26 protein-coding genes are annotated in these 26,394 nt (G+C 42.8%); 17 read left to right on the top strand and 9 right to left on the bottom strand.

Features of this window, described 5'->3' with window-relative positions; all coding sequences use genetic code 11:
* The 3 genes from H2O73_RS16375 to H2O73_RS16385 form a co-directional block, all read right to left on the bottom strand.
* Positions 1-1,538, bottom strand: a 1,538-nt coding sequence (locus tag H2O73_RS16375) for a VCBS domain-containing protein (protein WP_220457633.1), incomplete at its 3' end; no start/stop codon positions are given.
* A gap of 416 nt (positions 1,539-1,954) precedes the next feature.
* Positions 1,955-3,658 (bottom strand): FAD-dependent oxidoreductase, encoded by a 1,704-nt coding sequence (locus tag H2O73_RS16380; protein ID WP_182110007.1) that lies wholly within the window; start codon positions 3,656-3,658, stop codon positions 1,955-1,957.
* A gap of 12 nt (positions 3,659-3,670) precedes the next feature.
* The gene (locus tag H2O73_RS16385; protein WP_182110008.1) at positions 3,671-3,856 is read right to left on the bottom strand and encodes a YgaP family membrane protein; all 186 of its coding nucleotides are present in this window, start codon (positions 3,854-3,856) and stop codon (positions 3,671-3,673) included.
* A 165-nt stretch (positions 3,857-4,021) separates the two neighbouring features.
* On the opposite strand from H2O73_RS16385, the gene H2O73_RS16390 reads away from it, so the two are divergent.
* The 5 genes from H2O73_RS16390 to H2O73_RS16410 are packed head-to-tail and all read left to right on the top strand — an operon-like array spanning position 4,022 to position 9,608.
* The gene (locus H2O73_RS16390; RefSeq protein WP_182110009.1) at positions 4,022-4,330 is read left to right on the top strand and encodes an ArsR/SmtB family transcription factor; all 309 of its coding nucleotides are present in this window, start codon (positions 4,022-4,024) and stop codon (positions 4,328-4,330) included.
* Positions 4,331-4,341: 11 nt separating this feature from the next.
* Positions 4,342-4,764 carry a YeeE/YedE family protein gene (locus H2O73_RS16395; RefSeq protein WP_182110010.1) on the top strand — a complete coding sequence of 141 codons (423 nt, stop codon included), beginning with the start codon at positions 4,342-4,344 and terminating at the stop codon, positions 4,762-4,764.
* A gap of 10 nt (positions 4,765-4,774) precedes the next feature.
* Positions 4,775-5,236 carry a DUF6691 family protein gene (locus tag H2O73_RS16400; RefSeq protein ID WP_182110011.1) on the top strand — a complete coding sequence of 154 codons (462 nt, stop codon included), beginning with the start codon at positions 4,775-4,777 and terminating at the stop codon, positions 5,234-5,236.
* A 20-nt stretch (positions 5,237-5,256) separates the two neighbouring features.
* Positions 5,257-8,562, top strand: a complete 3,306-nt coding sequence (locus H2O73_RS16405) for an efflux RND transporter permease subunit (RefSeq protein ID WP_182110012.1) — start codon at positions 5,257-5,259, stop codon at positions 8,560-8,562.
* On the top strand, positions 8,562-9,608 hold the full coding sequence (locus tag H2O73_RS16410) for an efflux RND transporter periplasmic adaptor subunit (protein WP_182110013.1): 1,047 nt from the start codon (positions 8,562-8,564) through the stop codon (positions 9,606-9,608). Before H2O73_RS16405 ends, H2O73_RS16410 begins: the two co-directional genes overlap by 1 nt.
* Before the next feature lie 14 nt (positions 9,609-9,622).
* Here H2O73_RS16410 and H2O73_RS16415 read toward each other — a convergent pair whose 3' ends face one another.
* A complete protein-coding gene (locus H2O73_RS16415; protein ID WP_368737169.1) occupies positions 9,623-10,516 on the bottom strand; it encodes an endonuclease/exonuclease/phosphatase family protein in 894 nt (297 codons plus the stop codon).
* Between the two features lie 298 nt (positions 10,517-10,814).
* Here H2O73_RS16415 and nrdD point away from each other — a divergent pair, with 298 nt between their 5' ends.
* From nrdD to H2O73_RS16440, 5 genes are all read left to right on the top strand, one after another.
* Entirely contained in the window at positions 10,815-12,935 is a 2,121-nt protein-coding gene (gene nrdD / locus H2O73_RS16420) for an anaerobic ribonucleoside-triphosphate reductase (protein ID WP_182110015.1), read from the top strand.
* Positions 12,936-12,995: 60 nt separating this feature from the next.
* Positions 12,996-13,463 (top strand): anaerobic ribonucleoside-triphosphate reductase-activating protein, encoded by a 468-nt coding sequence (gene nrdG / locus H2O73_RS16425; protein WP_182110016.1) that lies wholly within the window; start codon positions 12,996-12,998, stop codon positions 13,461-13,463.
* Between the two features lie 167 nt (positions 13,464-13,630).
* Positions 13,631-14,230, top strand: coding sequence for a GNAT family N-acetyltransferase (locus H2O73_RS16430; protein ID WP_182110017.1), 600 nt, complete (start codon positions 13,631-13,633; stop codon positions 14,228-14,230).
* Between the two features lie 138 nt (positions 14,231-14,368).
* Positions 14,369-15,550, top strand: a complete 1,182-nt coding sequence (locus H2O73_RS16435) for an amino acid aminotransferase (protein ID WP_182110018.1) — start codon at positions 14,369-14,371, stop codon at positions 15,548-15,550.
* 57 nt (positions 15,551-15,607) lie between these two features.
* Positions 15,608-16,261, top strand: a complete 654-nt coding sequence (locus tag H2O73_RS16440) for a putative ATP-dependent zinc protease (protein ID WP_182110019.1) — start codon at positions 15,608-15,610, stop codon at positions 16,259-16,261.
* Positions 16,262-16,345: 84 nt separating this feature from the next.
* Here the strand turns inward: H2O73_RS16440 and bamJ are convergent, their stop codons facing one another.
* Together bamJ and H2O73_RS16450 are read right to left on the bottom strand one after the other, a co-directional pair.
* On the bottom strand, positions 16,346-16,819 hold the full coding sequence (bamJ, locus tag H2O73_RS16445) for a BamJ family beta-barrel-assembly machinery protein (RefSeq protein WP_182110020.1): 474 nt from the start codon (positions 16,817-16,819) through the stop codon (positions 16,346-16,348).
* Positions 16,820-16,836: 17 nt separating this feature from the next.
* Entirely contained in the window at positions 16,837-17,454 is a 618-nt protein-coding gene (locus H2O73_RS16450) for a thioredoxin domain-containing protein (protein WP_182110021.1), read from the bottom strand.
* Positions 17,455-17,702: 248 nt separating this feature from the next.
* On the opposite strand from H2O73_RS16450, the gene H2O73_RS16455 reads away from it, so the two are divergent.
* Complete coding sequence (locus H2O73_RS16455) at positions 17,703-18,323, top strand: OmpA family protein (RefSeq protein WP_182110022.1); 621 nt, start codon at positions 17,703-17,705, stop codon at positions 18,321-18,323.
* 114 nt (positions 18,324-18,437) lie between these two features.
* Positions 18,438-19,940: a glycerol kinase GlpK gene (gene glpK, locus H2O73_RS16460; RefSeq protein WP_182110023.1), complete on the top strand. Its 1,503-nt coding sequence runs from the start codon at positions 18,438-18,440 to the stop codon at positions 19,938-19,940.
* A gap of 132 nt (positions 19,941-20,072) precedes the next feature.
* Here the strand turns inward: glpK and H2O73_RS16465 are convergent, their stop codons facing one another.
* The 3 genes from H2O73_RS16465 to H2O73_RS16475 all read right to left on the bottom strand — a co-directional run bounded on the left by H2O73_RS16465 (position 20,073) and on the right by H2O73_RS16475 (position 21,283).
* The gene (locus tag H2O73_RS16465; RefSeq protein ID WP_182110024.1) at positions 20,073-20,252 is read right to left on the bottom strand and encodes a hypothetical protein; all 180 of its coding nucleotides are present in this window, start codon (positions 20,250-20,252) and stop codon (positions 20,073-20,075) included.
* A gap of 176 nt (positions 20,253-20,428) precedes the next feature.
* Positions 20,429-20,680 carry a YgjV family protein gene (locus H2O73_RS16470; RefSeq protein WP_182110025.1) on the bottom strand — a complete coding sequence of 84 codons (252 nt, stop codon included), beginning with the start codon at positions 20,678-20,680 and terminating at the stop codon, positions 20,429-20,431.
* A 282-nt stretch (positions 20,681-20,962) separates the two neighbouring features.
* The gene (locus H2O73_RS16475) at positions 20,963-21,283 is read right to left on the bottom strand and encodes a DUF496 family protein (protein WP_182110026.1); all 321 of its coding nucleotides are present in this window, start codon (positions 21,281-21,283) and stop codon (positions 20,963-20,965) included.
* Between the two features lie 189 nt (positions 21,284-21,472).
* Between H2O73_RS16475 and H2O73_RS16480 the strand changes: the two genes are divergently transcribed.
* From H2O73_RS16480 to luxQ, 5 genes are all read left to right on the top strand, one after another.
* Complete coding sequence (locus tag H2O73_RS16480; protein ID WP_182110027.1) at positions 21,473-21,667, top strand: hypothetical protein; 195 nt, start codon at positions 21,473-21,475, stop codon at positions 21,665-21,667.
* Between the two features lie 27 nt (positions 21,668-21,694).
* Positions 21,695-22,351, top strand: coding sequence for a YceH family protein (locus H2O73_RS16485; protein ID WP_182110028.1), 657 nt, complete (start codon positions 21,695-21,697; stop codon positions 22,349-22,351).
* Entirely contained in the window at positions 22,338-22,661 is a 324-nt protein-coding gene (locus H2O73_RS16490) for a GIY-YIG nuclease family protein (RefSeq protein WP_182110029.1), read from the top strand. The genes H2O73_RS16485 and H2O73_RS16490 overlap by 14 nt, the downstream gene beginning before the upstream one ends.
* A 77-nt stretch (positions 22,662-22,738) precedes the next feature.
* A complete protein-coding gene (locus H2O73_RS16495) occupies positions 22,739-23,848 on the top strand; it encodes a substrate-binding domain-containing protein (RefSeq protein ID WP_182110030.1) in 1,110 nt (369 codons plus the stop codon).
* Entirely contained in the window at positions 23,845-26,394 is a 2,550-nt protein-coding gene (luxQ, locus tag H2O73_RS16500) for a quorum-sensing autoinducer 2 sensor kinase/phosphatase LuxQ (RefSeq protein WP_182110031.1), read from the top strand. Before H2O73_RS16495 ends, luxQ begins: the two co-directional genes overlap by 4 nt.

Genomic DNA, 26,394 nt, shown 5'->3' on the forward strand with positions numbered 1-26,394 from the left:
ATGGTGAGTGCGCCGAGCGCGCCAGCTGGAGTGACTACGCTGGTCGGGTCGAACTCGGCTTCACCCGTATCAGCGTCGGTGAGCGTTAACACGCCCGAATCAGTCAGCACTGGGTCGGTAGCATCTTCAGTCACCGCGGCAATTGCATCACCTGAAATCATGGCACTGTCGTTAACCCCAGTAATAGTAATAACGATGTTGTTCGTGGTGCCATCGACTGAGGCGACGGTGAAGGTTTCCTCTTTTGTTTCGTCTTGAGCAAGGTACTGCACGTCCGCGTTGTCGACGTTGTAGACCCAGTTACCATCGGCATCGATGGTAAGTGCGCCTAATGCGCCAGCTGGAGTGACTACGCTAGCAGGATCGAACTTGGCTTCGCCGGTATCAGTGTCGGTGAGGGTTAAAATACCTGAATCTGTCAGTGCCGGATCGCTCTCATCTTCAGTGACCGCACCGACTGCATCGCCCGAAATTACGGCGCTGTCGTTGACCCCAGTAATGGTAATAACAATATCGTGCGTGGTGCCATCGACGGAAGCGACGGTGAAGGTTTCCACCTTGGTTTCATTTTGAGCAAGGTACTGCACGTCAGAGTTGTCAACGTTGTAGACCCAGTTACCATCGGCATCGATGGTAAGTGCGCCTAATGCGCCAGCTGGAGTGACTACGCTAGCTGGGTCAAATTTCGCTTCGCCGGTATCAGCATCGGTGAGGGTTAATACGCCTGAGTCAGTGAGTACCGGATCGGTAGCATCTTCAGTCACGGCGCCGACTGCATCGCCTGAAATCACCGCACTGTCGTTAATACCGGTAATGGTGACAACTATGTCATGCGTGGTGCCATCCACTGAAGCGACGGTGAAGGTTTCAATTTTTGTTTCGTCTTGAGTAAGGTACTGAACATCCGTATTGGGTACGTTATATGTCCAATTACCTTGAGTGTCGATGGTGAGTTCCCCAAGCGCATTTTTAGATGCAACAATATTGCCTGGGTTAAAATTAGCATCTCGTTTATTGTTGTCTTCAATCGTTAATTTACCAGAATCGGTTAGAGTTGGGGATTTGGTATCTTCTATGACAGAACCTGAGTCATCACCCCCAATCTTGGCATTAATATTTATGCTTGAATTTGAGTCATCTTGAAGGGTGATTAGTGTTTGACCATCATCTTGTTGGTCATTGTTCCTAGTATCAAAAAAAGTCTGAGCGATCGTTGCTTGGTTATCTCTTATAATTTTAGCGGATAGTATTGGTGCAGAGCCTTCATTTTGACCTGCTGCAGTCCTGAGGCTTTCTTGCAGGGTAGGGTCTATGCCTAAATCAATCAGATTAATCACTTTTTCGGTGTCGTTAAAAAGAGGAGATTTGGTGGTATCTGATAAAAGATTAATGTCAATATTTGTCAGTAATGCAAAATCTTGTGCTGAATAAATTACGTCATCTTCGTTTGACGGTTGTCCATTCGTCAGAACGTGTAATTCGCCGTTTTGTTTGACCGCAATTTTGGTCTCTGCAGGAATTAACATTACCTTTTTCATAGACACTCCTTCTCGATTCTAAATGCCATGAAATTCACCTTTTTTCATAGCTTTGTTGGAGTGCTGCAATCTTTGCGCCAGATTTTTTTGTTTTTAATTTATATATAATTCAAGGATTTGTGCGATCGCCTTTATGGCTATAAGCATGTTTGAAAAATGGAAGTCAAAATGAAAATCAGAAAGACAATTGAGTAAATGTAGAAGCAGGCTTGGTAAAAATGTGATTGTTAAAACGGCACATAATAGGAAGGCGTAATCATCGCTTAGGAATGTATGACAGTGCAGATAGCTGAAGCAATGTCGATTACTAGCCACAATAAGTTGTTGATGGGATTATATTTGTATCAGAATCTATAGGTGTTGGAGCATGTAATTTAAGTTCTAAGAAGGGGGGAGTGTTAGTCCCCCGCTAGCTGTTATTTTTTCGAAAACTGGAATGTCCGGTATCCACCAATCAAGTTACGCGCTTTGAAACCGTGATTGACGAGTTGGCGATAAGCAACGTTGCCACGTAGACCAACCTGACAATAGATTATGATTTCTTTATCTTTTGGTAATTCATTGATTCGCTGACGTAGTTGGTCGACAGGAATATTGACATCACCTTCAAAGTGGTTGTCATTTTCACGCTCACCAGGGTTGCGCACATCAAGTAAGAGTTGATGCTCTGTGAGGTTATCGATCTCATCATAATGAATAGGTGTCGCATCACCTTTAATGATGTTGTTCGCAACAAAAGCCGCTTGGTTGATGACATCTTTCGCGCTGCCATAAGGCGGAGCATAAGTTAACTCAAGGTGTTGCAACTGTTCGACTGTCATACCAGCACGCTGTGCAACCGCCATGATATCAATGCGTTTATCAACGCCATCTTTACCAACGGCTTGCGCGCCCAGAATCTTGCCTGTATGTGGATCAAACAACAGTTTAAATGAGACGATTTCCGCTCCAGGGTAGTAACTGGCATGACTTGCAGTATGTACGTACACCTTTTCATAAGGGACGTTGTCACGTTTTAGTTGTTTCTCATTTTTTCCCGTCGAGGCGACGGCCAGGTCGAAAATCTTACAAATCGCGGTGCCTTGTGTGCCTTGATACTTCTCATGACGCCCCAGCATGTTATCTGCAGCCATACGACCTTGGCGATTGGCTGGTCCTGCTAGTGGAACAAGAGTCTGCGTACCAGTCACAAAGTCTTTTTCCTCGATTGCATCACCAACGGCATAAATAGAAGGGTCACTGGTCTGCATCATCTCATTGGTATAGATGCCTCCAAGAGCACCGATTTGAAGCCCCGCTTGCTGTGCCAATTGAATTTCAGGTCGCACACCAATCGCCATAATGAGAATATCTGTGCTCAATTGTTCATCATTGCTTAGCGTTAGAGTTAAATGACCATTGATGTGTTGATGTTCATTACTTTCGCCAGAGTCTAAGTTCGCTACACTGGTTTCTTCAATGTACTCAACACTGCTGAGTGCGGTTTCAAGGCGTAAATCAATGCCCTGATTGCGGATCTCCTCATGAGCAAACCCCGCCATCTCTTTATCAACAGGCGCCATTACCTGATCTGACAATTCAAGCAGCGTGGTTTTGATACCAAGCTGATGGAATGCTTCCATCATTTCTAAACCAATAAAGCCACCGCCAACAACCGTCGCGTGTTCGACGTTGTTCATTTTGATGGTCTGAATGATTTTATCCATATCTGGAATATTGCGCAATGAGTGCGTCAGAGGGTTATTGACTCCAGGAATTGGAGGAACGACAGGACCGGCGCCAGGGCTCAACAGTAAGAAGTCATAATGCTCATGATACTCGCTACCATCAAGTAAATTCTTAACACAGACAGTTTTATCGTGGCGGTTGATGCTCATTACTTCGTTCATAACACGAACATCAACATTGAAACGGGCTAAGAAGCTTTCCGGTGTTTGAAGCAACAACTTGCTGCGTTGCTCGATCTCGCCACCGATGTGATAGGGCAAGCCACAGTTAGCGAACGAAACGAAAGGACCTCTTTCAAACATAATAATTTGCGCGTCTTCACTGAGACGACGAGCACGGGCTGCGGCAGATGCGCCACCAGCCACGCCACCGATGATTACGATCTTTGTCATTTACAACTCCAATTATCGAAAGCCGAATTTTCTAAGGAACCACGCAGCAGGGCAAATGCCGGTCAATGCGCTTTGAATTAAATTAACACCAATAAAGACGGTTAACCAAATGAAACCACTATGAACTGTGGCTGTTAGCAAAACAGAAAGTAAAACCATACTACCTGCAAAGATTCTAATCGCATTTTCTAAACTCATCGCCGTTCTCCTTACGCTGTGTTTCCAATAATTAACAATGACTATAAAGACTAAATTTAGCATTGTCTAATGTAAATTATACTAAATTCGAAATGGCTACATTAGGATTGACTAATTTAAAAGTGGCGTTATTATGTACAAAAAAGATAAGAGTGAGAGGCATACATGGCTGAACAAATGAATATGGTCGACATGCAAAAAAATGCAATCGATGCGGCTGAATTGCTAAAAGTGATGGCTCACCCGGAGCGTTTAATGGTGGTGTGTCAGCTTACTCAAGGTGAGCTTGGTGCAGGAGCGCTACAAACTAATTCAACGTTAAGCCAGTCGGCGTTCTCTCAACATTTAACCGTATTGAGAAAACACAACATTATTAAAGCACGTAAAGAGTCTCAGCAAGTGTTTTACTCGTTAGCCGATTCAAGGGTCGAGACGCTGATACAAGCATTACATAGTGTGTTTTGTAAGGCGTAAAGGAGAATTCAATGTTTCAAGCGTTTCCGTGGGAGTCACTATTTGGTGGGATGCTGTTAGGCGTTTCTGCCACAATGCTGCTGTTATTTAACGGCAAAGTAGCCGGTATTAGCGGTATTGTTAGCGGGCTTTTCTCTGCCCCTCAAAAAGGGGATTACGCGTGGCGAGTGCTGTTTTTTACCGGGATGGTGCTAGGCGGTTTCTTCACTGTGCACTTATTTGACTTAGCTATTCCTGAAATGGAAGGGCTGAATATTTGGGGAGTAGTTCTCGCAGGTTTATTGGTTGGTATAGGAACTCGCCTTGGTAATGGTTGTACGAGCGGACATGGTATTTGTGGTATCGGACGCTTATCAAAACGCTCTATCATTGCGACCTGTGTGTTTATGTCTGTCGCGGGACTGACAGTATTTGTCCGTTTACATTTGTTATAACGAGGTCGTAGTGAATAAGTTTGTCTTTAGGAGCGTAGCTCTACTTAGTGGTGTGCTTTTTGGCTGTGGCATGGCGCTGTCGGGAATGATAGAACCGAGTAAAGTGACCGGATTTCTTGATATTAGTGGAAATTGGGACCCTTCTTTAGCATTTGTGATGGGCGGTGCACTAATTATTTTCATGCCGAGTTATTTTTTATTGATAAAACAAAGAAAACAAGCGATTAGCGGTAATGAAATTTGCATACCAAACAACAAGGTTATCGATAAACGTTTACTTTCTGGAGCCGCGATTTTTGGTCTTGGTTGGGGTATTGCGGGCGTGTGTCCTGGACCAGCAGTTGCCAGCTTAGCGCTGGGCAATATCGCAATTGTGTTGTTTTTTGCCGCGATGGTGATCGGTTCATTAATTACCAAGTTGTATGTTAGTCACCACCAAGCTCAACAAGCGAGTGTGATTAAAGTGAGTTGAGGTAAATCATCGGAGGATTTATGGAAGAAAAATCAGAAAAGAAAGGATTTCTTGAAGTTGTGATGAATGGCTTCCTCCCTCCGATATTAATTGTGCTGATGATTGCGGTTGGTGCAGCGTCACTTTGGTTAACGCCAAAAGAAGAAGATCCTCAAATAGTCGTGCCAATGGCTGATGTTTTGGTTTCAGCCCCTGGACTAAGCGCTGAACAAGTAGAAAACCAAGTTACCGAGCCACTTGAAAAGCTATTGAGTCAAATTGATGGAGTAGAGTATGTTTACTCCGCATCTATGGAAGGGAGCGCGCAAGTCATTGTTCGCTTTTATGTTGGTGAAGCCAGAGAGCAAGCTCTGGTTAAACTGTATAACAAACTCTATTCCAACCAAGATAAAATCCCACAATCAGTATCTAATTGGCTAGTAAAGCCTATCGAAATAGACGACGTACCGATTGTTGTTGCTGCTTTATATACCAAAGAGAGCGGTAACTTAGACCGTTATCAATTACGAAGAGTGGTAGAGCAAGCCACGTTGGGTATCAAATCACTTCCCAACACCAACCGTGTCAACGTTGTTGGCGGGGAAAGTCGAACCATTTCCATTACGCTCGACCCAATAGCCATGGCTAACTATCGTGTCACGATTGATGATCTTGAACGGGCGATTCAAGTTAGCCACAGTAAATCTCAAGCTGGGACGATAGAAGTCGGAAATGCTCATTATCAACTGGAGTCGGGTAGGTTATTTGATTCGGCACAAGATATTCAAGATCTTGTGGTGGCTGTAATTGATAGTAAACCCGTATTTTTGCAAGACGTAGCAACGGTGACAGATGGCGCCTCAGAAGCGCAAAATGACACTTGGTTTCGTGATGGAGAAACCGGTAAAGAATACCCTGCGGTGTTTATCTCTGTGGCGAAGCAGAAAGGGGCGAACGCCGTTGATGTGGCGGAATCTGTCACTCAGCAACTCGAACTATTATCCAAGACTCAGTTTCCAAGTGAAGTTGGTGTCAGCATCATCCGAAATTATGGTCAAACAGCAGATGAAAAAGTTTCAAACCTTATCTCTAGCTTAGGTATTTCAATAGCCACTGTAGTAGTGTTTGTAGGGCTTTTTCTCAATTGGCGAAGTGCCTTAGTGGTTGCGATTGCGATTCCTATCAGTTACGGCGCAGCATTGGGGATGGATCTGTTATTTGGTTATTCAATCAACCGAGTGACTCTATTTGCTTTGATATTGGCTTTGGGCTTGATAGTTGATGATCCGATAGCCAGCATCGATAACATTGAACGGTTTTTGAAGCGCAAAGAATTAAGTCGTGGCAAGGCAATTGTCTATGCCATGGCAGAAATACGCAGCGCATTGTTGATGTCGACCGTGGCGATTGTGATTGTATTCACGCCGATGTTTTTCATCACCGGTATGATGGGGCCGTATATGGCGCCACTGGCATTCAATGTGCCAATCAGTGTTATTTTTAGTACCTTGGTTGCGTTTCTTATTACGCCATGGCTTGCAAAAAAACTGCTTAAATCTGCCCATTCGCAAGGGCACTACGATGTTACCTCTACCCTGTTATACCGCCTTTATTCTAAATTGCTGACCCCTTTACTAGTGAGTCGCAAAAAATCCTGGTTGTTCTTGGCTATTGTGGCTGCACTCTTCATTGTCGCTGCGTTACTGCCTGCATGGCGACATGTCCCTTTGAAGCTTTTACCTTATGACAACAAGAATGAGTTTCAACTTGTGGTGAATATGCCTGAGTCTTCGAGTTTTGTTGATACGTCTAATGCGCTAAGAGTATTTGCGGATTATCTGATCACAGTGCCCGAAGTAGAATCTGTTTCAGGGTTTTCGGGTATTGCATCACCGATGGACTTCAATGGCATGGTAAGGCATTACTTTATGCGTAATGAGGGTTATCAAGGTGAGCTGCGTATAGTTTTAGCTGAGAAGAACAGAAGGAGCATGCAATCCCATCAAATTGTTGCACGATTGCGAAGTGATTTAGAGCGTATTGCTCAAACTTATTCTGCCAATATTCAGATTGTTGAGGTGCCGCCGGGACCACCAGTGATCGCGACAATTACCGCTGAAGTCTACGGCAATGAAACACACAGCTATCAAGAATTATCAGCGCAGGCAGAACGGGTTGCCAATAGACTTCGCCAAGAAGCGTTTGTAGCGGAGGTCGATACTTCCGTTCAAGGTGAGTATCAAACTTGGCAATTTATTATTGACCAACAAAAAGCCGCGTTATCGGGTGTTTCAATCAATGAGATTAATCAAACCATAGTTGCAGCCAATCAGGGTAAAGTCTTAGGTTATTTAGCGCTTTCAAGAGAAGTAACGCCGGTGCCTATCGAGATTCGCTTACCTCGAGAAGATCGAGATAATCTGAACTCGTTATTGCAATTAACGGTTCGTGGACAAAGTGGCGTGGTTAAGCTGGAGAAACATGGATCGCTGGTCGATGCTCCGCAACCGATGGTGCAGTTATCTGAGTTAGGGGAGTTTGTCCTCCGTCCAGTCGATAAACCGATTTACCATAAAAATTTAAAACCGGTGGTGTATGTCTATGCAGAAGCGGTTGGACGAGTACCGGGTGAAATTATTGCTGATGTACTTGCCGATGAGGGGGAGGCTAATAGTGAAACTGCTATTGATTGGCAGGATAGAAGCTACCTAAATAACGGTGGGGGTATTGGCTGGCAACTTGATCCGGGCTATGAAGTGGTTTGGAGCGGAGAAGGGGAATGGAAGATAACCGTCGACGTATTCCGGGATTTGGGCATTGCCTATGGTGCAGCACTATTAGGTGTCTTTATTGTTATGCTTGTGCAAACGGGCTTGCCTGCTGTGTCTGCCATCATCATGTTGGCGATTCCCTTAACTGTGATTGGCATTATGCCGGGGTTTTGGCTACTTAATTCGCTCAGTAGTGACATTAACGGCTACCCTAATCCAGCCCTGTTTACCGCGACCGCGATGATAGGGATGATCGCATTAGCCGGTATTGTTGTGCGCAACTCACTGGTGTTGATTGAGTTTATTCAGCAATCGTTACGTAAAGGAGAAGCTCTGCATTTGGCGCTGATACAATCAGGAGCAGTGCGTATGAGACCAATACTTCTCACGGCAGGCACTACGATGCTGGGGAACATTGTTATTACACTAGACCCAATTTTTAATGGTCTAGCATGGGCGATTATATTTGGCATTTCGGCGTCAACAATATTTACGTTGCTGGTGGTTCCAGTGGTGTACAACCTCGCCTATCAAAATCAACGAGGTTATGGTTTAGCAGTTAAGGAGAATGAGTGATGAAAAACAACAAATGGTTGATTGGCGGACTCTTATTTGCATTGCTCATACTGTTATTTCTATATATGGCAGGGGTATTTACGCCCAAACTACCCACTGAGTTACAAAGCGTTCAACGAAACGTGATGACATTGGAAACCGTTACCTTAGAAGCTGTTGAGTTGCCGGCTGTGAGGGAGTTTGCTGGTAGGGTTGTTGCGAATCAGCGTGCTTCAATTGGTGCTCGTTTAACCGCGACTGTCGCTGAAGTTCTCGTGGATGTCGGTGATGAAGTAAAACAAGGTGATGTGTTGCTACGCCTTGAAAGTGATGATCTTGATGCTCGGGTTCAACAAACTGAGCAGGCTTTATCTTCAGCGCAAGCACGGTTAAATATTGCTCGCAAAGAATATGCGCGAATGAAAGAGTTATTCAATAAAAAGCTAATTCCTGTCTCACAGTATGACCAAGCGGATAGCGCTTTGAAAAGTGCGTACGCAGATTTCAACCAACAGAAAGCGGCGGTTGTTGAAGCTGAAACCACCTTTGGTTTCAGTGTTATTACAGCGCCATTTGACGGTGTGATTACGCAAAAGCCAGTGAATCAGGGAGATATAGCCACTGCGGGTATGCTATTGCTCAGTATGTATAATCCGGAATCATTACTGATTGAAGTGAATGTCTCTGAATCAGTGTTACCTAAAATTGCGTTAGGTGAGATGCTATCGGTCACATTACCTAGCTACAAAATTGCATTGCTTACTCAGATTAATGAAATCACGCCTGCGGCCGATTCAGGCTCCAGAAGCTACTTAATTCGTCTTGGGTTTAAAACAGACAAAACTCTCTACCCAGGGAGCTACGCCAAAGTGATGGTGGAGACGGATACCGATAAAGTACTTAAAGTACCAGTAGAGGCGATTTATCAAGTGGGTCAACTTGATTACGTACGTATTATAAAAGAAGGTAAACTGCAAACACGGCTTATTCAAGTCGGTGAAGATTACCGCGTACGCAAAGGGTTAGTAGAAGGGGATGTCGTGGTATTGAATCCGGGGGAGATCTAATTGCGACAAATCCACTAGGGCTGTGTGAGCGTGACCATCACTGGGCAATGATCACTCAACCTATAATCTAAGACATCTTCACTCCGGTATAACAATTGCGAGGCACTAATAACGGTCATATCTTTACTCACAACAACATGATCAATGAGAGAACGGAATTGATGCGTCCGTTGTGGGTGATTACGACTACGCACTTTGCAGTTGGCTTCAACGTTTTTGGTGGCAATTCTAGCCTTTGTTGATTGGCTGATTTTTTCCCATAACCAATCGTTTTGAAAAGAGAGGTTGTGGTTGAAGTCACCACTTATAATGTAACTTTGTCCTAACTCTTCGCGCTGTTGAATCCAAGTATTCAGCGCTTTGCCTTGTACTGCTAATGTATTACACGCTTTGGAGTTAGTATATCGCCCTGAGCATCGGGCTTTTAAATGTACATTGAGTAAATGCACGGGCTGGCTATTGTTTTGTTGAACTATTATGTAGCTGGCAAATCGCAGCTTGTCTTTCCTATAAGAAGGCAGCAAAGAGAAATCTGCTACATCCACAACCTTGATCCCTTTTTGCACTGCGAAGCCAGTATATTGATTAATGTTGTCATACTGCCATTGGGTATTTTGGCTAGAAGCACGGTCAGAAAAGTAAACGTTGTAGTTATCACCTATGACCCGCTTTATAACATCGACGTCTCCCACTTCTTGAAACGCAAGGATAGGCGTTTGTAGTTCGCGGAAGTAGAGTGCCATTTTGTAAAAATCGGCGTTACTGCGTAACGAGGGTTCGAAACGTTTGTTTCCTTTAGAAACGAACCATTCCATATTCCATGTCGAAACTTTGAGCGGTTGATTCGCTTGTGCTGGAAATGCAAATAAAGCCACTACATATAGAAAAATGAGAGGTTTTACGTTCACATTTCGCTCCTTGCAAATTGTTGTCATTGATAACCCTTTATCTAGCAAGCCTTCGTAAAAAATCAAGTTTAAAAGCGAAAAAAATGCGATTTTCATGGTTTTCTTTGTATCTGAGATCCATGCCAATAAGATCGTTTCGTTCTTGTACTGTAACTCTGTTTTATTGATCTTGATCAATACTTTTGGGTAGTGCTTTGGAGTTTAATACGCCACAACATCTAGTGTCAGTCAAAAAAATAATAACCCTATATAGTGTGTTTGTGGATAACTCTGTGAGTATGCTGGGTAAGGAGAAAAGGTGAAACCAATCGTAATCAAGCGTGACGGCTCAAGAGCTCCGTTTAGCAGAGATCGTATTCAAGCGGCCGTTGAATCAGCAGCTGAACACGTGAACAATGAAATTGCCATTTATGCACTAAATGTTGCATTGGCAGTTGAGCTACAGCTAAAAGATCACGATGAAGTACACATCAACGAAATCCAAACCCTAGTTGAAAACGAACTTATGCAAGGACCATACAAGTCACTTGCGCGTTCGTACATTGAATACCGTCATGATCGTGATATCGCTCGTGAGAAGCAGAGTGCTTTAACGCGTGAAATCGAAGGTCTTATTGAAGAAAGCAACGTTGATCTAATCAACGAAAATGCAAACAAAGACGGCAAAGTAATCCCTACTCAACGTGATTTACTTGCAGGTATCGTGGCTAAACATTATGCAAAAACACACATTTTGCCGCGCGACGTTGTACAAGCTCACGATGAAGGCGACTTACACTACCACGATCTAGATTACGCCCCATTTTTCCCAATGTTTAACTGTATGCTTATCGATTTAAAAGGCATGCTGACACATGGCTTTAAAATGGGTAACGCAGAAATTGATACACCGAAATCAATTTCAACCGCAACTGCAGTGACCGCTCAAATCATTGCTCAAGTTGCTAGCCATATTTATGGCGGTACGACGATTAACCGTATTGATGAAGTGCTTGAACCATACGTACAGTCAAGCTACGAAAAGCATCTGAAAATTGCTCAAGAGTGGGATATTCATAACCCTGAAGCTTTTGCTATCGCTCGTACTGAAAAAGAGTGTTATGACGCATTCCAGTCACTAGAGTACGAAGTAAACACCCTACACACAGCAAATGGTCAAACACCGTTTGTCACGTTTGGTTTTGGTCTAGGTACCAGTTGGGCGTCTCGATTGATCCAACAATCTATCTTGAAGAATCGTATCGCAGGTCTAGGTAAAAACAGCAAAACAGCCGTTTTCCCTAAACTGGTATTTGCGATTAAAGATGGCTTAAACCATAAAGAGCAAGATCCTAGCTACGATATTAAGAAGCTTGCACTAGAATGTGCTTCTAAGCGTATGTATCCAGATATCCTAAACTACGACAAAGTGGTTGAGGTAACTGGTTCATTCAAGACTCCTATGGGTTGCCGTAGTTTCTTGAACACGTATGAAGAAAATGGCGAACTTATCCATGAAGGTCGTAACAACATTGGTGTTGTCAGCCTAAACCTTCCACGTATCGCGATTAAAGCGAAAGGTGATGAGGAAGCATTCTTTAAGATCTTAGATGAGAAGTTGCTTGTAGCGCGCCGTGCGCTAGAAACGCGAATTTCACGCTTAGAAAATGTAAAAGCACGTGTAGCACCGATCCTTTATATGGAAGGTGCATGTGGGGTTCGTCTAAAAGCAGACGATTCAATCGCAGACATCTTTAAAAATGGCCGCGCATCTATTTCTCTGGGCTACATTGGTATCCACGAGATGGTCAATGCACTGTATGGCACAAGCGAGCATGTGTATGACGCTGAAGAGCTGCGAGTTAAAGCACTTAACATTGTTAAGTACTTGAAGAAGCATGTGGACCAATGGACAGAAGAAACCGGCTATGGCTTTAGCCTATACGGCACGCCTAGTGAAAACCTATGCAGTCGCTTCTGCCGCATCGATGCTAAAGAATTCGGCGTACTAGAAGGTGTGACAGACAAAGGCTATTACACCAATAGCTTCCACCTAGACGTTGAAAAGAAAGTTAACCCTTACGATAAAATCGATTTTGAAATGCCTTACCCGCATGTCTCTAGCGGTGGCTTCATTTGTTATGGTGAATTCCCTAACATGCAGCGCAACGTAGAAGCGCTAGAAAACGTATGGGATTACAGCTACACCCGCGTTCCTTACTATGGAACCAATACACCAATCGATGAGTGCTATGAGTGTGGTTATACTGGTGAGTTTGATTGTACAAGTAAAGGCTTTACTTGCCCAAGCTGCGGCAACCACGATTCAAGTAAGGTTTCAGTGACTCGTCGAGTTTGTGGTTACCTTGGTAGTCCAGATGCACGCCCGTTTAACTTCGGTAAACAAGAAGAAGTTAAACGCCGAGTGAAGCATCTCTAATTACCTCCTTATTAATTTTACCAGCTCGCTTATGCGGGCTGGTTTTTTTGCTTTAAGATTATGAATTACCATCACTATTATCCAATCGATGTTGTTAACGGTCCAGGGACGCGCTGTACACTGTTTGTTTCTGGCTGCGAGCATGAATGCCGGGGTTGTTACAATAAAACCACTTGGCGAACCGATAGCGGACACGCGTATACTCAGCAACTGGAAGATCAAATCATTGCTGATTTAAACGATACGCGGATTAAACGTAGAGGCTTATCGCTTTCTGGCGGTGATCCTTTGCACCCTGCCAATGTTGCTGCTGTGCTTCGTTTAGTACAGCGAGTTCGTCAAGAGTGTCCAAACAAAGATATTTGGTTGTGGTCGGGGTACACACTGGCAGAGCTAAGTGAGGCTCAAAAGCAAGTTGTTGATCTGATTGATGTGTTGATTGATGGTAAGTTCGAGCAAGATAAAAAAGATTTAAACTTGGAATGGCGCGGCAGTTCAAACCAAATCATTCACCGTTTTAAACTCTAATTTCAAAGGCAGCGTAAGCTGCCTTTATTTTACCTAACATATCTCAACTACTAGTTTCACTTGTTGAGTCCGTGGATGAGGTGTTAGTCGAGCTATCGTTCGATGATTCAATCTTTTGCCTCTGCAAGTTTTATACTCGGGTAAATCCGCAAGTATAAGAGGTTGCTATGTTAATGAATCTGTCATTTAACCACCCAGATTTCTTGCCCAGTGTTGAAGCTGCCCTCGCTGATGACCCGTTATACACACTGTTAAGTGACTCGAACTCCCAACGACGAAAGTTAGTGAACATATTTTCTTCTCGGTTGTTAAACAGCAGTCGAGGAAAACTGTCGGCTTACTGTATAGGTGAGCATATTGATGCCGCAGCAATATGGAGTGACTTAAATCAACCTGGCGAAAGTTCGTGGTGTAAGGGATTAATTTGCCAAGTAAAAATGATGACTTCAGGAAGTATGAATGAGATAGGTAAGATTCATAAGTCAATACAAGCAATGGAATCTAATATTGAGAGCGTGCAAAAACAGTGCGATGACTACTTAGTACTGTTACTAGTCGATCGTCGTTATCGCGGGCAAGGACTAGCATCTCAATTAATCTATCCAACATTACGTAAATTCGACCTTGAGGGGAGAGTATGTGGCGTTGATACTTTTAACCCCGTTAATCTCCCGATCTACCAGCAATATGGTTTTGATTTAGAAGCTAGTGTTGAATTTGGAAATGGTGTGGTCAATTACCAAATGATTCGTCGCCCAAAAGGTTGATAGCCTCTTGATTTTTGTCGGTAATGAGTCTTACAGAAAAATTTCATTCTGATAGATGTTTAATTGTCGAAATTTTAAAGAACTAGTGTTAACTTAATTATCACTATCAACGATGAATTTCAAAGGGTTGTGACTTTCATGTTCTCTCATTTACCAGAACCAAAACTAGATCCAATACTTTCTCTTTCTGTCGCTTACAGGAATGATCCGCGCTCAGAAAAAGTGGATCTTGGAATTGGTGTCTATAAAAACAGCTTAGGCGAAACACCAATCATGCAAGCAATAGGTCTTGCTGAACATAAAGTATTAGATACACAGAAAACAAAATCTTATGTAGGGTTAGCTGGCTGCGAAGAGTTTAACCAGTCAATGGTTTCTCTTGTGTTAGGTGATTCACCTGTGCTTGATCGAGTTTCTGCTATTCAAACGCCGGGTGCTAGTGGCGCATTGCGTATGTTGGGTGACTTAATGAAAATCGCTCAGCCTAATACTACGGTATGGTTATCAAATCCTAGTTACGTAAACCATCAACCAGTAATGGAAGCCGCAGGGCTTAAAGTTAAGCACTACAGTTACTTCTGTCCTGTGACTAAGCAAGTTGATACAGCGCGTATGCTCGAAGAGATATCTCATGCGGGGAAAGACGATGTGGTATTGCTGCACGGCTGTTGTCATAACCCTACGGGAGCAGATATCGATTTAGAGACTTGGCAGCAACTGACTCAACTTGCTCAAGACAAAGGGTTTACACCATTTGTTGATGTCGCTTATCAGGGATTTGGTGATGGTATCGATGAAGATGCGGCGGGTCTTCGTTATATGGCGGAACGCGTAGAAGAGATGATGATTACCACATCTTGTTCTAAGAATTTCGGACTCTACCGTGAACGTACTGGTGCGGCGATTGTATTAGGTCGCTCGGCGAAAGATGCCCTTAACGCTCGTGGTAAGCTACTTACAATGGCGCGTGCAACATACACCATGCCACCTGATCACGGCGCAGCATTGGTTAAGACCATATTGCAAGACGCTGAATTAAAAAACCTTTGGCTGCAAGAGCTCACCGGGATGCAAAAACGTTTGGTCTCTCTTCGTGAGGCTTTGTGTCATGAGTTTAGAACCGTACACAATAGCGCCAATTTTGACTTTATCCAATCGCACAAAGGCATGTTTACTGTGCTAGGCTTTAGTCAACAACAGATGTCTCGCTTGCGTGAAGAATTTGGGATTTATGGTGTCGGTGATGGTCGAATCAATATTGCAGGCCTAACTGAAGGTGATATTTCCTACGTCGCGGATGCAATCTATAAAGTTTCATAAGTAAAAAAGGCTCGAAAGAGCCTTTTTTGACAATAAAAACGTCAATTGGGGGATTGAATGAAGAAAATTCGCAATGCTACTTTTCTTATTATTTTATCGAGCACGTTAGCCGCTTGTGCCACACAGAACAATGCTCAGCAATCAGAAACAACGAAGCCAGAGCAACCAACCTTAGACCAACCCATTGAACAGCCAAAGACAGATACCAAGGTCGAAGTGACGCCTGAAGCGAAACCTGCTGTTAAACCCGAACCAAAACCACCTGTCATGGTGGATAAGAAAACCTCTGATGGTAAATTGATCTTGGGTGAAAAGGAGTGGGTATACATACCAGGGCTTGAGCAATCTTTCCGTGCGCGTATTGATACGGGAGCAACCACCTCATCAATTAGCGCAATTGATATTGTGCCATTTGAACGAGACGGCAAAGATTGGGTTAAGTTTAAAATGGCTCATGAAGGTGTGAATAGTAAAGAGATCGCTCTGCCGGTTGAGCGTTGGGTAAAAATTAAACAATCCAGTGCCGATGGCACACAACGACGAGCGGTTGTTCATGCATGGATCGAAATTGGTGACATGAAAGACAAAACAGAGTTTACCTTAGCTGACCGAACACATCTTAACTTCCCAGTGTTGCTTGGTCGTAGTTTCTTTAAAGATGTTGCCGTCGTCGATGTCAGTAAAAAGTATGTTCAAGCTAAGCACAATTAATCATTGTTGCGAGTCTTTTTTAAAAGCACAGTCATAAAAAAAAACCGCTCATGATGAGCGGTTTTTTCGATTATCGCGTGATAATTATTGGATATCGAGAAGCTCGACATCAAAAATCAGTGTTGCTGACGGAGGAATAGGACCCGTTCCATTTTTGCCATAAGCTAGAGTACTTGGTACAAATAGACGAACTTTGTCACCAACAGTCATATAAGTTAGACCTTCTTGCCATCCAGCAATCACTTGACCTAAACCGAAAGTAATTGGTTCGCCACGGTTTACCGAACTGTCAAACACAGTGCCATCAATTAAAGTGCCGTGGTAATGCACTTTTACTTTGTTGCTTTTCGTTGGGTGAACCGTACCTTCACCTTTCTCTAACACCAAGTATTGAAGACCACTCTCAGTGGTAATCACGCCTTCTTTTACGCCATTTTCAGCCAAGAATGCTTGCCCTAGCTCGAAGTTTACGTCAGCCGCTTTGTGGTTTGTCCACGTGCGGTAAATGAAGAAACCAGCGAGAACGAAAACAACAATAGGGAAGATAATTTTAGTCATGAGTCCTTTCCAGTAAATTACTTTTTAATTAGGTAGTTAATTGTGTTAGCGATGCTTTCAATGTCTTGGTGACCTGAAGTAATGATTTCGTACTTACCGTTGACAATAAACGTTGGTACGCCATTAATCTCACCTTTAGTGGTTATGTCGTCAGCAAGTTGCATTGCTTGGAACAACTGTTGCTGTTGCTCTTCGGTAATGTCGTATGGTGATACTAAACCGCGGCTTTGAAAGGCGTTGTCGATGGCGGCTTTTTTCTCTGCCATCGTTGCACCATCAGCCATTTGAACGGCAGAAAATAGATCAAGCATCATCTGGTGATCAGGCTTTTTGCCTAACTGCATTTCTGCGCTGTAGTAAATCATCGCGCCAATTTGTGCACTTTCATTAAATGTTACGTGAACTTTACCCACACTTTGGTCAATCAGCTTTTCAAGTTTTGGTAGTTGAGATTCCATTTGTTTGCAGTGACCGCAGTTCAATGAAAATACTTCAGTGACCTGTGGTAGGCGATAAACAGAAAGGTTTGCAGGTAGTTGAGTATACTGTTCACCTTCAACTGGAGTCGTACTTTCAGAGCAACCAGCAAGTAATGCTGACACCCCAACGAGAAGTAGAGCGATTATTTTTTTCATATTGTTATCTCATTTAGAACGCGTTTGCGTGCACAAAGTTGCCAGATTTTACCGTTAACACGGCATGAAACAAATGCTTATCTAGCGTTGATTAGTAAATTTTAACAACTTATCCATCTAAGTAGCTACTTGTGTCAAACGATGAACAGAATTTTGGAAAAATTAGTTAGATTTTTCTACGCTTGGCTAAAGCTTTTGCGGTTTTGAACGATATAAACTTAGCAAGCATAAGATTATATGGTGATGTAATGAAGTTTTTACCTCTGGGATTAAGCATGGCGGTATTGATGTTGAGCGGATGTGGTTCACTGCCGACAGACGTTTTGACCAGTAATATGTTATCCGTCGCCCCGCAAAGTGACAGAGATGTGTTACATCCGGAATGGGGTGATGCCACCATTGTTGCTCGTTCGGGAGTAGAAGGCCCTTATGGTGAGAAAAATGCTTACCAGCCACACTCATTAGAAAGCTTCCTTGCCAAGAATAATCTTGAATATGAAGTACTACCCGGTGGTTATAAAATGATCCGTCTAATGGATACCATTAAATTCCAGACAGGATCGGCGCAAGTTTCAAATCAATCAGCATATTGGCTCAATACCATTGGGCGTTATATCGCTTCGCAACCGGGTATCGATGTGGTTATTGATGGGCACGCTGATAGTAGCGGTGGGTCGGCATTTAATGACACGTTATCGATGCAAAGAGCGGATGCCGTTAAGCAACGATTGGTTAGCAATCAAGTCAACAAGCAACTTATTTTTACGCGTGGGTATGGTGAGACTGCGCCAGCTTGCAGCAATTCGACCACGAGTGGCAAAGCGTGCAATCGTCGTGCGGAACTTCGATTTATATTATCGACTGAATAATCGCCAAACACACCATATCAACTTGCTTTAAAACGAGAATATCGACTTAGTCGCTATTCTCGTTTTTATATCTGCCTATAATTATTATAAAGATAAATAGATAGGATTTTTCGCGTGAAACAAAAGAAGTATATTGTTGCTTTAGACCAAGGCACCACAAGCTCTCGAGCAATAGTATTCGACCAAAATGCCAATGTTGTCAGTATATCTCAACGTGAATTTACGCAAATTTACCCGAAAGCGGGCTGGGTTGAGCATGATCCGCTAGAGATTTATGCCACCCAAAGTGCAACTTTATCGGAAGCGATTGCAAAAGCTGAAATCAGCAGTGATGAGATTGCCTCTATTGGTATTACCAACCAACGTGAAACTACGGTGGTGTGGAATAAAAATACAGGAAAACCAATCTACAATGCCATTGTTTGGCAATGCCGTCGGACGACAGAAATATGTGATAGTCTCGCTGACGAAGGTTTTGAGCAATTGATACAGCGCAAAACTGGATTAGTATTGGACCCTTACTTTTCTGCTTCAAAGCTCAAATGGATACTCGATAACGTGCCAATGGCGAGAGTACATGCGGAAAATGGCGAACTGCTATTTGGTACTATTGATACTTGGTTAATGTGGAAAATGACTCAAGGTCAAGTTCATGCTACCGACTATACCAACGCTTCTCGCACCATGCTGTTTAATATCGATAGTAAAACATGGGACTCGCAGTTACTTAGCCTATTTGGGATCCCAAACTCAATGATGCCGGAAGTTAAGTCTTCATCAAGCTTATATGGTCACGCACTAATTGGCGGCTCGAGCATTCCAATTAGTGGTGTAGTGGGCGATCAACAAGCGGCATTGTTTGGTCAAAAATGTACCAAACCGGGTCAGGCGAAGAATACCTACGGAACCGGCTGCTTCTTGTTAATGAATACAGGTAGCCAGCGTGTCACCTCCACTCACGGGTTGTTGACCACGCTAGCATGTGATGAGGTGGGAGACCCCGTTTATGCACTAGAAGGTTCAGTATTTATGGGCGGAGCTTCTATTCAATGGCTTCGCGATGAGCTTAAACTTTTGCCACATGCTAAACAGTCAGAAGCAATGGCACGTGAAGTTGAAAGCTCAAATGGTGTGTATGTTGTGCCAGCCTTTACTGGGCTTGGCGCGCCTTACTGGGATGCGCATGCTAGGGGAACCATCGTTGGGCTAACGCGAGGTGTCAGTTCAAACCATATTGTACGCGCGACACTTGAGAGCATTGCTTATCAGTCTAAAGATGTGTTGGATGCGATGCTTGCGGATGCGGGTGTTTCATTAGATGGTTTGAAGGTTGATGGCGGAGCAGTGTCGAATGATTTCTTGATGCAGTTCCAAGCAGATGTATTGCAAACCAAAGTACTAAGACCACAAGCGAGAGAAACGACCGCAATGGGTGCGGCTTATCTCGCCGGCTTAGCCGTTGGTTTTTGGCAAGGTTTGGATGATATTGAAAATAAATCGTCTAGTGATGAGTGTTTTGAACCAAGTGATGATCTTGATAAGCAAGTTCGCCGATATAAAGGCTGGAAAAGGGCAGTTCGTTGCGCTCAGGTGTGGGCATCAACAGATGGTGAGTGATCGAATAAAAACCGATATTCATAAAGCGTAAATCGTCAGCCGTGTACTCTCAGTGCACGGTTGTTTTTTATCAACAATATGAGCTATTTATTTATCGATAAACAATGGTTGGCAGTAAGAACACTTCTCTATTTACTCTTTTTGCTCTTTAGCATTGTCGCTATCTTCGGCAGATAATCCACTCTGAATATTCGCATCATGTGCGTTTGTGTCTGTTTCTGATATGGAGTCAGGACAATATTCTTCTTGGTGTCGGTAGTACTTTACTAAGAAAGGGGTCAGCATCATGCTTGAAGGGAAAAAGCGTTTCATAAACCGCACCTGTTTGTGAAATAGGCGGACAGTATGGCGCATTGTTAAGATAAAGTCTTAATTTTGAATTAGATGTGTGGAAAGTATCTATCTTTGAAATGGTGTTTATGCTGATTTTAAGCAAGTCTGGCGATGGCGAAGGAAAGAAACCCCAGCCTGGGCTGGGGTAATAGAATTTATACTGCAGTGCTTATTTTAGCTGTTTTTTTTTCTTGCTGCATTTTTGCTAGGAAGTAGACGTTCACACAAGCGATGAAACCGTTTGTCAAAACTACAGGCCATGAGTCAATCATCAAACCGTATGCCGTAAATAGCGCACAGCCAACAAAGTTCAATACACGCAGTTTAACGATGTCTTTCATCGTTAATGAAATTGCCACCATAATAGATGCTGCGTAGCCTAGAATTTCAACCATGTTCATATCCATTTATTCACCCTCTAAAAATTTTCCGATGAGTATCGGTGACCATCTTCTCGTCGTGAGATTGTTGAGGATTGTCCATGCCTCGAAAGGTCTTGCTTATCTATATGAAAATATAGCAGGGGAAATTCTGTGATGAAAGCCCCAAAATTATGAAGATAGAAGGTTAGCGATTACGCAAACGATTAGGTTAAATTATGAGTCTACTTGTCAACGTACTGTAAATAAAAAAGCCTACATCGATGTCGAAGTAGGCTCTTGAATCATTGCTTAGCTAGCGAAGGGTGATTATTTTTTCACGCCTTTTTGAACTTGCTTGTCTTCTTCAGTTAATTCACGAATACGACGGCTGATTTCACGACGGTCCTTTGAAATCTCTGCACTCTTGATGATGTGATCATCAACGCGATCTTCGTAGTCAGCTTTCATGTTTTTGATGATGCCTACGATTTCATCGTGTGTCATTTCTGGCTTAATGTAGTCCAATAAGTTTTCTAGCAAATCTACACGTTTGCGGTTATCACGAACTTTCTTCTCGTTATCTAAAAGCTCTCGTTTTAGCTTATTCTTACGACGAGCTTGAGATACGATTTCAAATACACCACTCATAGGTTCCTTTCCCGATCTTAACATTAACTATCAATGATTAAATCATAACAAAGCGGGGGTTAACAGTACTAAGATCAATCATTACGGTAAGTTGGTGCTTTTATGTTCAAATCGTTTCGTAAGTGATTGAGCAAGAGAATGGAACGATATATGATTTTGCAAAGTTGACAGTAAATTGAATTTCTAGATATGCGCCGATCAGACATTATCATTCCAAAATTAGAAGACAGTTCCATTCCATCGTGCACTCGAAAGTTGGTTAAAGCGTACAAATTTGAACGAACCCAGCAGGAAATTACGGAAGTAGAGCTAAACCGAGCTAAAATTGTCATGATTGATGAGAATGGCAATATGAAGCGAATTCCAATCCTAGCCGAGCATTAACAGAATAAACAATAATAAGGATGTCCTATGAATATTGAGCTATCTCCCATTGAAGCAAGGGTAATTGGTTGTCTTATCGAGAAAGAAGTGACAACACCAGATTACTATCCCCTAACGCTCAATAGCTTAACGTCGGCTTGTAACCAAAAAAGCAATCGCGAACCCGTGATGAACCTCACTGATGGTGAAGTGCATGAAGCCATAGATAGTCTAATTGCTCGCCGTCTGGTGAGCGATGAAAGCAGCTTCAATAGCCGTGCGAGTAAATTTCAGCACCGCTTTTGTAATACCGAGTTTGGTGACCTAAAGTTAACGGCTCAAGAGAAAGCGATAGTGTGTTGTTTGCTATTGCGCGGCGCTCAAACACCAGGTGAATTGCGCACGCGTACTAACCGCTTAGCAGAGTTTACCGACGTAAAAGAAGTAGAGGCAATTCTTGAACGAATGACCAACCATGGTTCAGGCGTGTTAGTGGTAAAACTTCCTCGTGAAGCCGGTAAGCGTGAGTCGCGTTACCAACACCTTTTTAGCGGTGAGGTTGATGTTGATTCTTTACAAGTGGCGGCGGTAAGCGGTCATGCCCATGTTGGTAAAGTAGAGCTGCTTGAAGAAGAGTTAATGGCTCTGAAAGAAGAAGTTCAACAATTGAGAATGTTAGTTGACCAGCTTAATGAGCGAATCTAATACTACTAACTGGAGCGTATACCTCGTGCGTATGCGCTCTAATGCTTTATATTGCGGCATCACAACGGATGTGGCTAGGCGATTTGACCAACATGTTTCCGGTAATGGAGCGAAAGCCCTGAAAGGAAAGGGACCATTAGTGTTGGAATGGCATCAGATATTAAACGACAGTCGAAGCATGGCTTCGAAAGTCGAAATACAGCTAAAACGGCAAAACAAATCGGTTAAGGAGGCACTGATTTCAGGCGAAAAAAGCTTGATTGATGTCGTCTCAGAAGATTTATATGATGAGATATACTGTTTAAGCTAACGTATCGTTTTGATGGCTAAAACATGAATCTGTAAGGCATGTCTAAAAGATGTGTTTAATTTAACTAGAGAATTTACATGCATAAATTGGCGCTTGCTTCGCTTTTTTTGATTTCTTCATCGTTTGCTAATGTGGCATGTGCTCAAACCGCACAAATTCTCAATGGATATTGGCAGTATGATGAATATCTTGATGCTAATCCTAGTCAAAGAGCATTGACTGAAAAACTATCAAAGACGGTGCGAGAAAAACCATCACCTTTGAACGTTCAACAGAATGAACCTATTACTATTTCTGTAGTATATCCAGGGCAACAAATTTCTGATTATTGGGTACGTAATATAAAAGCATTTGAAGCTAGAATGGATGAGCTTCACATCAAATACACGATAAACCAAGTCTTTACGCGCCCCAATCTCGACGCAAAGCAACAAAGCCTATCGCTTTTGGAAGCGGTGCAAAACAAATCTGATTATTTGGTCTTCACCTTAGATACCACACGTCATCGTAAGTTTATTGAACATGTATTGAGTTCGAGCGATACCAAGCTAATTTTGCAGAACATTACGACTCCGGTTCGAGCTTGGAGTGATCAGCAACCATTTATGTATGTGGGTTTTGATCACATGCTGGGCGCCAATGTTATTGAGTCTTACTACAGAGAGAATACTCGATTAGGTAGTAAATATTCGGTGTTGTATTTCTCTGAAGGTTACGTTAGTGATGCAAGGGGGGATACCTTTATCGAGAACATGTCTCTCCATGGCAACTATCAATTAACGTCTTCTTTTTATACCAAAGCGACTCAAGAGTCTGGGTATAATGCGGCACTCACAGCGATAGCAAAAGATCCGGATATTGATTTTATTTATGCTTGCTCTACAGACGTCGCTTTAGGTGCAGTTGAAGCGGTTAAGCAACTGAATCGTTCAGATATCAAGATCAATGGGTGGGGCGGAGGCACCGCAGAACTGGAAGCGATAGAACAAGGTGAGCTTGACTTCACCGTGATGCGAATGAACGATGATACAGGGGTTGCCATGGCCGAAGCCATCAAGTGGGATTTGGAGGGTAAATCGGTCCCTACCGTTTATTCTGGTGATTTTGAACTTGTTACCTCGAAAGATTCAAAAGAAAAGATCGAACGTTTTAAACAACGCGCCTTTAGGTATTCTGATCAACAATGAAGTTATGGAAAACTCGTGGTAAAAACTATCGTCTTGCCACCATACTGACCCATTCGCTGTTTTTGACCATCGGTGTTTTTACCGTGATGGTGTTGTTGCAAAATTTTCAGGTGAATCGTCAAGTTGTGACACAAGAAGTGGCGCGCTCTAAGCAACAGACCTCAAGTCTTATCCAAGAAATTTTCAAGTTCAGATTAAAATCAATAGAAATTCAGCAAGATAGCTATAGTCGAAGCCAGTCGCTTGTCAGCGAACTGCGTAATGAAAATAGTGAGAATATCAGCCGTTTCTTTGATGGCATTGATCAGATAGACCCTGATATATCGCCTGATTTTCGTTTTATGTCCAAAGATGGTTCGATTTTTTGGAATGACCAAAACCATAAATTTTATGGTATTCAAGACGAGCAGCTTGTTTTGATCAGTGCTGAATTGATAACAGGCAACCATTGGTATATATCACGAGCGCCTTCATCAATGGGAATGCGCTACTTAATGATTCGTCGTACGTCGATGATTGCGATGAATAATGGTGAAGTCGTTGGTGATTTTTACGCGGGCGTCGTACTGAATAACAATTTTTCTTTAGTCAGGGCGCTGCTTGAAGGTAGTAACGTTGATCAGTTGGCATTGGCGGTAGGTAGTGAGATTATCGCGTCGAGTTCAAAGACAGACGTGGGACATATTGAATGGCTGGAGCAGTATTCTCCAGATTTAAACGCTAATGAATATATGATCTCTAAAGTGGACTTGACCATCGACGGCGTTGACACTTTTCTTACGGTATATACCGTTCAAAACAACTCTCACATCGCATTGTTAATGCGAGGTCATTACCTATGGGTCGGTGGAGCGGTCGTCCTCATTTTTCTAATCGCTATCTATACTCGGGTTTGGTTAGGGCAACGAGTCTCGAATGAGTTGAAAAACCTAATGCTGTATACTGAGCAAAGTATTGAAGCAAAAAATGTTGAGCGATTTAAAGGTTCGACGATTTCAGAGTTTAATAAGATTGGTCAATCTTTTCAGCGTTCTTTTAAACGATTAAGAGAACAAGAGAAGCAGTTTGCGGACCTGTTCAATTACTCATTGTCTCCGATTGTTTTATGGGATACTAACGGCAATGTCGTGCGTATGAACCCAGCAGCTGAACGTTGTTTTCGTACCGACGAGAAGGGCGTCAATCTTTATCCAGTAATGCAAGAAGGGTTACTTCCTCAGATTCGCATGAGTGCGCAAGGAGTCTCTCTCACCGGAGTCAATATCGCTATTGGTGAAAAAACCTATCGCTGGAATTTTTCCCCGATTGTTCTAGATAATGTAACCCGCAATATTATGTCACAAGGTCAAGATGTCACCAGTTTCATTGAAGCGGAACGTCAAAGCCAAACTGCACGAGAAGAAGCAGAAGAACTTGCCAAAGTAAGAGCCGACTTTTTAGCGAAAATGAGCCACGAGCTACGAACCCCCCTCAATGGTATTCTTGGAGTATCACAAATACTGAAAGGGAATTTAACCGACGAGCTAGATATTGAGCATGTCGATGTTTTGATCAACAGTGGTGAACACCTGTTAGCGGTTCTAAATGATATTTTGGATTTCTCGAGAATAGAGCAAGGTAAGTTTCATATTCAGCATTCTGAGTTTCGTTTAAAAGAGCTAGTGACTATCGTTGAGAAAATCTATCGTCCTTTATGTAATGAAAAATCAATTCAACTGATCGTAAATAGTAATATTGTTGATGAACAAACAGTATTTAGCGACCAAATTCGCCTCAATCAGATATTGTTTAATTTGGTAAGTAACGCGATTAAGTTTACCCATCATGGACATGTATTGATCGACATTCATTTAGAGCAAAGACAGTTTAACTATGAACTAAAAATTACTGTCGAAGATACAGGCATAGGTATTGATCGCAAACGTCTTCAGCATATTTTTGACCCATTTGTACAAGCAGAACCTCACACGACACGAGAATATGGTGGTAGTGGCTTAGGGTTGGCGATCGTTTGCAGCCTTGTTGAGTTGTTTGATGGTTCAATAGAAGTTGATAGCGAAATTGGTATTGGTTCTCGATTCATGGTAACAGTGATGGTTGATGGCGTATTAGAGCCAAACCTCTCTTCAAGCCAAAGCGGTATAGTTGAACCGACTACCATGTTTGACCGTACTCTTGAAGTCTTATTGGTGGAAGATAATCAAACCAATGCTTTTATTGCGCGAGCTTTTTGTGAGAAGTACGGGATGAAGGTGACATGGGTACAAGACGGCAATAATGCGATTGAGCATTTAAAGCACAATTCGAAGATAGATTTAATATTGATGGACAACCAATTACCGAATCTAGGCGGCATAGAAACCACAAAAATCATTCGTGATGAGCTACAGTTGTCGATTCCAATTTATGCTTGTACAGCGGATGGTATGCTGGAAACGAAGCGATCATTTATTGATGCGGGTGCAAACTTTGTTATCGTAAAACCAATAAAAGAAGCCGCATTAAATCAGGCATTTCAATACTACAAAGATCATTATTACTCTTGA

This window comes from Vibrio marinisediminis (genome assembly GCF_014050145.1).
Classification (GTDB): Bacteria; Pseudomonadota; Gammaproteobacteria; order Enterobacterales; family Vibrionaceae; genus Vibrio; species Vibrio marinisediminis.